Genomic DNA, 6,625 nt, shown 5'->3' with positions numbered 1-6,625 from the left:
GCTTCGCAGCCGAACGGGGGCAAGCCCCCTCGCCACAGGTCCGCAATCCACCCTTGAATGCGTTATCCTTCGCGCCCTCAAAATTCCCTCGCTACAGGATCCACCTCATGAAAGCCGCACTCGTCGAACTCATCAGCAAAATCAGCTCCGGGTGCATGGGCGAGGATGAAATCCTGAAAGTCGCTGACGAAGCGGCTCAGGCCTACGCCGATCCCGAGGCTTTTCTGGCGGCCAACCCAGATATCAACTACGACGACACCTTTCCGATCCCGTTGGGCGAGTGGGTTGTCGTCGGCAGTCTGCCGGAAACCGTGTTGTTCCAGGCCGACACCTACATGGACCTGTTCGCGCAGATCGTCGCCTCGTTCGGCCCCGGCGTTGAGTTCAACATCAAGCCCAAGCAACTGGCCAAAACCGAAGCCCTGACGGCGCTCAATCGCATTCAAGTGCAGATGAGCAGCCTGAACAAGGAAAACGGTGGCTACACCTTGATGAATTTCAGCCAGTTGCTCGACGACGAACTGCAAGTGGTGCTGGTCTATGGCAACGACGTGCCACGGGTGTTGGAACTGTGCGCCGAAGTCGGCATCGCCGCCGCGCCCTCCCTGGAAGCCCTGAAAGTGGCCATCCACGTCTGAAACCGTCTACAACGGTAATAAAACGGAACCCTCGCCAGGCCCGACTATCCTAAGAGTGCCTACCATTTTTTTGGAGCGACACCATGGGTTCCACGTTCAACACCCTGATCGGCCTGATTATCTTTGCCCTGGATATCTGGGCCATCATCAACGTGCTTAAAAGTGGCGCCGAAACCGGGATGAAAGTCCTTTGGGTGCTGTTGATCCTGCTGCTGCCGGTGCTGGGCCTGATCATCTGGGCCATCGCCGGGCCAAGAGGTGATGTGCGGATCTGACGATCTTCATCGCAGGAGCGAGCATCAGAAGGTTCGACCTGTCATGTTCCGCGACGTAGAATGCGCGCCTTTCCCGGTCAATCGAGGCGATCGATTGGCCATCATGGGCGGGTAACCGTCCGTTGCCACCCGCATTCATCGGAGCACTTCCCATGAGCAATACCCCAACCAGCGAGTACCTGGAAACCCTCTACGAAGGCTATGGCCAGCGTTTTCGCATGGAAAAACTGCTGCACGAAGTGCGCACTGAACACCAACATCTGGTGATCTTCGAAAACCCGCGCATGGGCCGGGTGATGGCGCTGGATGGCGTAATCCAGACCACCGAAGCCGACGAATTCATCTACCACGAAATGCTCACCCACGTGCCGATCCTCGCCCATGGCACCGCCAAGCGCGTGCTGATCATCGGCGGCGGCGACGGCGGCATGCTGCGTGAAGTGGCCAAGCACCGCAGCGTCGAGCACATCACCATGGTCGAAATCGACGGCACCGTGGTCGACATGTGCAAGGAATTCCTGCCGAACCACTCCAAGGGTGCGTTCGATGATCCACGCCTGAACCTGGTGATCGACGACGGCATGCGTTTCGTCGCCACCACCACCGAAAAGTTCGACGTGATCATTTCCGACTCCACCGACCCGATCGGTCCGGGCGAAGTGCTGTTCTCCGAAAACTTCTACCAGGCTTGCCACCGCTGCCTGAACGAAGGCGGCATTCTGGTGACCCAGAACGGCACCCCGTTCATGCAAATCGAAGAAGTCAAAACCACCGCCGGTCGCCTGCGCAGCCTGTTCCCGGACTGGCACTTCTATCAGGCGGCCGTGCCGACCTACATCGGCGGCGCAATGACCTTCGCCTGGGGCGCGACCGATACCGCTTATCGCAAATTGTCCCGCGAAACCCTGCAACAGCGCTTCGCCGGCAGCGGCATCATCACCCGCTACTACAACCCGGAAATCCACATCGGTGCCTTCGCGTTGCCGCAGTACGTGCTGCAAGCGGTGAACAAACCTAGCAACGATTGACGCTTCGTCGATAAGAAAGGCCGTCGCCGGTGTGTGAAACACGCGGGTGACGGCCTTTTTTCATGTCTCGCTTTTAGGATCCCTTGGAACGATCGGCCAATGCACGAGTCGAGATAGATGTAAGCCCATCCATGGGTTTTACCGAGGAGGCACCGATGCAAAAGTGGAAAATCACTTTCGTGGATGAACACGGTGAATCAGTCGACGAACTCTTCGAGTGCGAGGAGTGCCCGAGCAAGGAGCAAGCGGCCAAACTCATTCGCGACCGGCGCCTTCCGGTCGCTGCGGAACTGGATCTCAATGATCTGGAGGGGCGTACCGCTGATCCGACCGTCAAAAGTCTGAAATCCCAAAACAGCATTGAAATCCTCAGCATTACTCCAATTTGATACATCTCCTGTCACATTCACCACCAGGCCTTGGCAGCGGCTCTGTGTTGAGGCTACTCTGCAACCGAGATCAGCGAATGACTCGCTAAGGTCTGGTCTTGTCAGCTACATGCTTGTTTCCCGGCGGCAACCTCTGTTGTCGTATCGCTTTCATCAATCGATTGAAAGTGCAGGGAATACGGAAAGTCTATCCATCAGTCTGAGGGGGACGTTTCATGAGCACAGCCTATCAAGAAGACATCAGCAGCAGCGTGCTGCGCCGCATGAAAGAAGGCGGTTTCGATTTTTCACGATTCCATCCCATCGAGTTCTACGCCATTTTCCCGGACGAGGAGCGGGCACGCAGGGCGGCAGGTCATTTTTGTGGTGAATCCTTGAATGCCCAGATCAGCGCGCGTGACGACGGCGCGTGGTCGCTGGAACTGAGCAAAGTGATGTACGCCACCTACGACGGGATCGGCGACTTCGAGCAGGACTTCGAGGCGGTGGTCGAGCCTCTGGGCGGCATCATCGAGGGATGGGGCGTCAAACAGGAGATACGAGGGCTACTCGCATAAGCTTATGAACAGTGACACTTAGTAACGGCTGACCTTTGGGTTGGCCGTTTTTGTTTGTGGGTTTGGAAAGATCAAAAGATCAAAAGATCGCAGCCTTCGGCAGCTCCTACAGGGTGTACGCCGTTCCAATGTAGAAACGCTATCCCAATGTAGGTGCTGCCGAAGGCTGCGATCTTTTGATCTTGTTTTTATTTCACAACATTTCAGACAGGCAAAAAAAAAAGCCACCTGAACAGGCGGCTAAAGGGAAGTTCGGTCATCTTTCCAGCGAATGCACGGATTATCCGCATCTCCCTCCCGAGCAGTGAAATCAACTCTGACTATGCTGCTGATAGGCGACAGCATTGCTTCGCCATGAAGCGGGGGCGATCAGGGTGGGGCAATTACCGCACAGGAATGGTGCGGTGCGCGTAGCGACATTATCCAACTGATTGATATCAAAGCGTTTCTGCCGATGGCACGGGCCTTGCGATGGTCTGGGTGTCCGGGTGACAAGGAGTACGGCATGATCCGCACCTATTTTGATGAGATGTACGATGCCGGCGGCCAGGTCCGTCCGCATTATCGGGAGTTTGCCCGTTGGCTGGCCGAAACGCCTGACGAGCTTTTGGCACAACGGCGACGCGAGGCCGATCTGTTATTTCATCGCGCCGGGATTACCTTCACGCTCTATGGTGATGAGCAGGGGACAGAGCGCCTGATTCCCTTCGACACCATTCCCCGCAGCATCCCCGCCAGTGAATGGCGGGTCGTCGAGCGCGGCTGCATCCAGCGGGTAAAGGCATTGAACATGTTCCTTGCCGACCTCTATCACGAGCAGCGCATCATCAAGGCCGGCATCATCCCGGCCGAGCAAGTGCTGGCCAACGAGCAGTATCAGTTGGCGATGCAAGGGCTGGATCTGCACCGCGATATCTATTCGCACATTTCCGGCGTCGACCTGGTGCGCGATGGCGACGGCACCTACTACGTGCTCGAAGACAACCTGCGTACCCCCAGCGGCGTGAGCTACATGCTCGAAGATCGCAAAATGATGATGCGCCTGTTCCCCGAGTTGTTCGCGGCCCAGCGCATCGCACCGATCGACCACTACCCGAACCTGCTGCTCGACACCCTGAAAAGCTCCAGCCCGATCGACAACCCGAGCGTGGTGGTGTTGACGCCGGGGCGTTTCAACAGCGCGTTTTTCGAGCATGCGTTCCTCGCTCGGGAAATGGGCGTTGAACTGGTGGAAGGCGCCGACCTGTTCGTGCGCGACGACAAGGTGTTCATGCGCACCACGGACGGGCCGAAAGCGGTCGACGTGATCTACCGTCGCCTCGACGATGCGTTCCTCGATCCGCTGGCGTTCAACCCCGATTCGATGCTTGGCGTTCCAGGGCTGCTGTCGTCCTACCGCTCCGGCAATGTGGTGCTGGCGAATGCCATCGGCACCGGGGTCGCGGACGACAAGTCGGTGTATCCCTTCGTCACGGACATGATTCGTTTCTACCTCGATGAAGAGCCGATCTTGAAGAACGTGCCGACGTGGCAGTGTCGTAATCCTTCTGAACTGTCCCACGTGCTGGCCAACCTTCCGGAGCTGGTGGTCAAGGAAACCCAAGGCTCCGGCGGTTACGGAATGCTGGTGGGGCCGGCGGCGACGGCGGCGGAGATCGAATCTTTCCGCGAGCGGATCAAAGCCAAACCCCACGCGTACATCGCGCAACCGACGTTGTCTTTGTCGACCTGTCCGACCTTTGTCGAAAACGGCATCGCACCGCGCCACATCGACCTGCGTCCGTTTGTATTGTCTGGCCGCGAAACCCGGGTTGTGCCCGGCGGTTTGACCCGAGTCGCCTTGCGCGAAGGCTCCCTGGTGGTGAACTCCTCCCAGGGCGGCGGAACCAAGGACACCTGGGTGGTCGAGGATTGAAGGAAGCTTGCCATGTTAAGTAGAACTGCCTCGGATCTGTATTGGATGTCGCGTTACCTGGAGCGGGCGGAAAACCTCGCACGGATGCTCGACATCAGTTATTCGCTGTCGCTGATGCCCCAGGACGGTCGTGGCGACGGCTTGCACGAACTGGCCATGCCGTTGCTGATCACCGGCACGCTGGACGATTACCTCGCGCGCCACGGCGATCTGCATGCCGAACGGCTGCTGCATTTTTTCGCCCTGGACGCGGCCAACCCGGCGAGCATCTACAGCTGCCTCGGTGCCGCGCGAGCCAGCGCCCATGCGGTGCGTGGGCGAATCACCGCCGACATGTGGGAAAACGTCAACGCCACCTGGCTGGAAATTCGCGGGATCGCCGAACAGGGCTTGGGGCGCTACGGCATGAGCCGCTTCTGTGAGTGGATCAAGGAGCGTTCCCACCTGTTCCGCGGCGCTTCCTACGGCACGATCATGCGTAACGACGCGTTCCGCTTCATTCGTCTGGGCACCTTTATCGAAAGGGCCGACAACACCTTGCGCCTGCTCGATGCCCGTTACGAAATGGCCGGCGATCAGGCCGAAGCGGTCAGTGACGGCACGGCCCACGCCTATTACCAGTGGAGCGCCTTGCTGCGGGCCTTGTCGTCGTTCGAGGCCTACACCGAAATCTACCGCGACGCCCCCGGCGCCCGGCATGTCGCCGAGCTGTTGTTGCTGCGCGCCGATGTGCCGCGATCCCTGCGAGCCTGCACCGAAGAGGTCGACCAGATTCTCGCTCAACTGCCGGGGGCCAACGGCCGTCCCGCACAACGCCTGGCGGCGGAAATGGACGCGCGCCTGCGCTACACCGGTATCAACGAAATCCTCGACGAAGGCCTGCACGCCTGGCTGACCGAGTTCATCCCGCTGGTGCGCCAGTTGGGCAATGCCATACACAGTTCCTATCTGGAGGCTGCATGAGACTTTCCATTAGCCACGAGACCGCCTATCACTACGAAGATCAGGTGCGGGCGAGCATCCAGTACCTGCGACTGACACCTCACGACAGCGAGCGCCAGCACGTGCTGAGCTGGCAACTCGACCTGCCGCGCCCGGTGCGCGCGCAACTCGATCCGTTCGGCAACATCCTGCATGTGCTGACCCTGGATGAGCCGCATGAAGCGATCATCATCGGCGCACGTGGCCAGGTCGACATCGACGAGCTGCGCGAAGCCGAGCACGAGAGCCAGTCGGCGCTGCCGTTTTTGCGGTTCACCCGGCTGACCGAAGCCGATGAAGCCCTGCGTGCGTTTGCCGCGAAGGCGTGCAAACAACGCCGGGACCGTACGGCGCTGATCGATTTGATGCATGGCCTGAACCAGCACATGACCTACACGCCAGGTGCCACTGAAGTGGAGACCAGCGCCGCGCAAGCGTTCGCCGGGCGTTCCGGGGTCTGCCAGGACCATACCCATGCGTTTCTCGCCTGCGCCCGCAGCCTGGGCATCCCCTCGCGTTATGTGTCGGGGTATTTGTACAGCGAGAACAGCGAGCACTTGGCCAGTCACGCCTGGGCGGAAGCCTGGCTGGATGACGCCTGGTATAGCTTCGATGTAACCAACGAACTGGCCCGCCCTGAGCGTCACTTGAAACTGGCCGTGGGCCTGGACTACCTCGACGCCTGCCCGGTGCGCGGTATGCGCCGTGGCGGTGGGTACGAGCAGATGCATGCGAAGGTGTTGGTCTCGCCGACACCTGCGCCGGTGATCTCCGTCCAACAGCAGTAGCGGTCATTCATTGTGGCGAGGGGGCTTGTCGGAACGCCGCATCGCCCCGTTGGG

General features: G+C 59.4%; 8 protein-coding genes. All 8 read left to right on the top strand.

Annotated elements, in window-relative coordinates; all coding sequences use genetic code 11:
- Window positions 1-107 precede the first annotated feature (107 nt).
- A complete protein-coding gene (locus tag ACCC96_RS27665; RefSeq protein WP_413697469.1) occupies window positions 108-638 on the top strand; it encodes a hypothetical protein in 531 nt (176 codons plus the stop codon).
- A gap of 83 nt (window positions 639-721) precedes the next feature.
- Window positions 722-913 (top strand): PLDc N-terminal domain-containing protein, encoded by a 192-nt coding sequence (locus ACCC96_RS27660; RefSeq protein ID WP_007940802.1) that lies wholly within the window; start codon window positions 722-724, stop codon window positions 911-913.
- 152 nt (window positions 914-1,065) lie between these two features.
- Window positions 1,066-1,941, top strand: a complete 876-nt coding sequence (gene speE / locus ACCC96_RS27655; protein ID WP_018925208.1) for a polyamine aminopropyltransferase — start codon at window positions 1,066-1,068, stop codon at window positions 1,939-1,941.
- A gap of 155 nt (window positions 1,942-2,096) precedes the next feature.
- Window positions 2,097-2,330: a hypothetical protein gene (locus ACCC96_RS27650; RefSeq protein ID WP_413697468.1), complete on the top strand. Its 234-nt coding sequence runs from the start codon at window positions 2,097-2,099 to the stop codon at window positions 2,328-2,330.
- A gap of 215 nt (window positions 2,331-2,545) precedes the next feature.
- On the top strand, window positions 2,546-2,887 hold the full coding sequence (locus tag ACCC96_RS27645; protein ID WP_018925210.1) for a ribonuclease E inhibitor RraB: 342 nt from the start codon (window positions 2,546-2,548) through the stop codon (window positions 2,885-2,887).
- 505 nt (window positions 2,888-3,392) lie between these two features.
- On the top strand, window positions 3,393-4,802 hold the full coding sequence (locus ACCC96_RS27640; RefSeq protein WP_007902187.1) for a circularly permuted type 2 ATP-grasp protein: 1,410 nt from the start codon (window positions 3,393-3,395) through the stop codon (window positions 4,800-4,802).
- 12 nt (window positions 4,803-4,814) lie between these two features.
- A complete protein-coding gene (locus tag ACCC96_RS27635) occupies window positions 4,815-5,765 on the top strand; it encodes an alpha-E domain-containing protein (protein ID WP_413697467.1) in 951 nt (316 codons plus the stop codon).
- A complete protein-coding gene (locus tag ACCC96_RS27630; protein WP_413697466.1) occupies window positions 5,762-6,571 on the top strand; it encodes a transglutaminase family protein in 810 nt (269 codons plus the stop codon). The genes ACCC96_RS27635 and ACCC96_RS27630 overlap by 4 nt, the downstream gene beginning before the upstream one ends.
- Window positions 6,572-6,625: the final 54 nt, after the last annotated feature.

The sequence above is a fragment of the Pseudomonas sp. Pseusp11 genome, from assembly GCF_047304405.1.
In the GTDB taxonomy this organism is placed as follows: Bacteria; Pseudomonadota; Gammaproteobacteria; order Pseudomonadales; family Pseudomonadaceae; genus Aquipseudomonas.
Note: the sequence above shows the minus strand (reverse complement) of the source record. Positions and strands in the feature narration are given on the sequence as shown.

What these genes read in the sequence shown, in the direction of transcription:
- ACCC96_RS27645 (WP_018925210.1), top strand. Translation starts at nt 2,546, where the DNA reads ATGAGCACAGCCTATCAAGAAGACATCAGCAGCAGCGTGCTGCGCCGC.
- ACCC96_RS27665 (WP_413697469.1), top strand. Translation starts at nt 108, where the DNA reads ATGAAAGCCGCACTCGTCGAACTCATCAGCAAAATCAGCTCCGGGTGC.
- ACCC96_RS27630 (WP_413697466.1), top strand. Translation starts at nt 5,762, where the DNA reads ATGAGACTTTCCATTAGCCACGAGACCGCCTATCACTACGAAGATCAG.
- speE (WP_018925208.1), top strand. Translation starts at nt 1,066, where the DNA reads ATGAGCAATACCCCAACCAGCGAGTACCTGGAAACCCTCTACGAAGGC.
- ACCC96_RS27660 (WP_007940802.1), top strand. Translation starts at nt 722, where the DNA reads ATGGGTTCCACGTTCAACACCCTGATCGGCCTGATTATCTTTGCCCTG.
- ACCC96_RS27650 (WP_413697468.1), top strand. Translation starts at nt 2,097, where the DNA reads ATGCAAAAGTGGAAAATCACTTTCGTGGATGAACACGGTGAATCAGTC.
- ACCC96_RS27640 (WP_007902187.1), top strand. Translation starts at nt 3,393, where the DNA reads ATGATCCGCACCTATTTTGATGAGATGTACGATGCCGGCGGCCAGGTC.
- ACCC96_RS27635 (WP_413697467.1), top strand. Translation starts at nt 4,815, where the DNA reads ATGTTAAGTAGAACTGCCTCGGATCTGTATTGGATGTCGCGTTACCTG.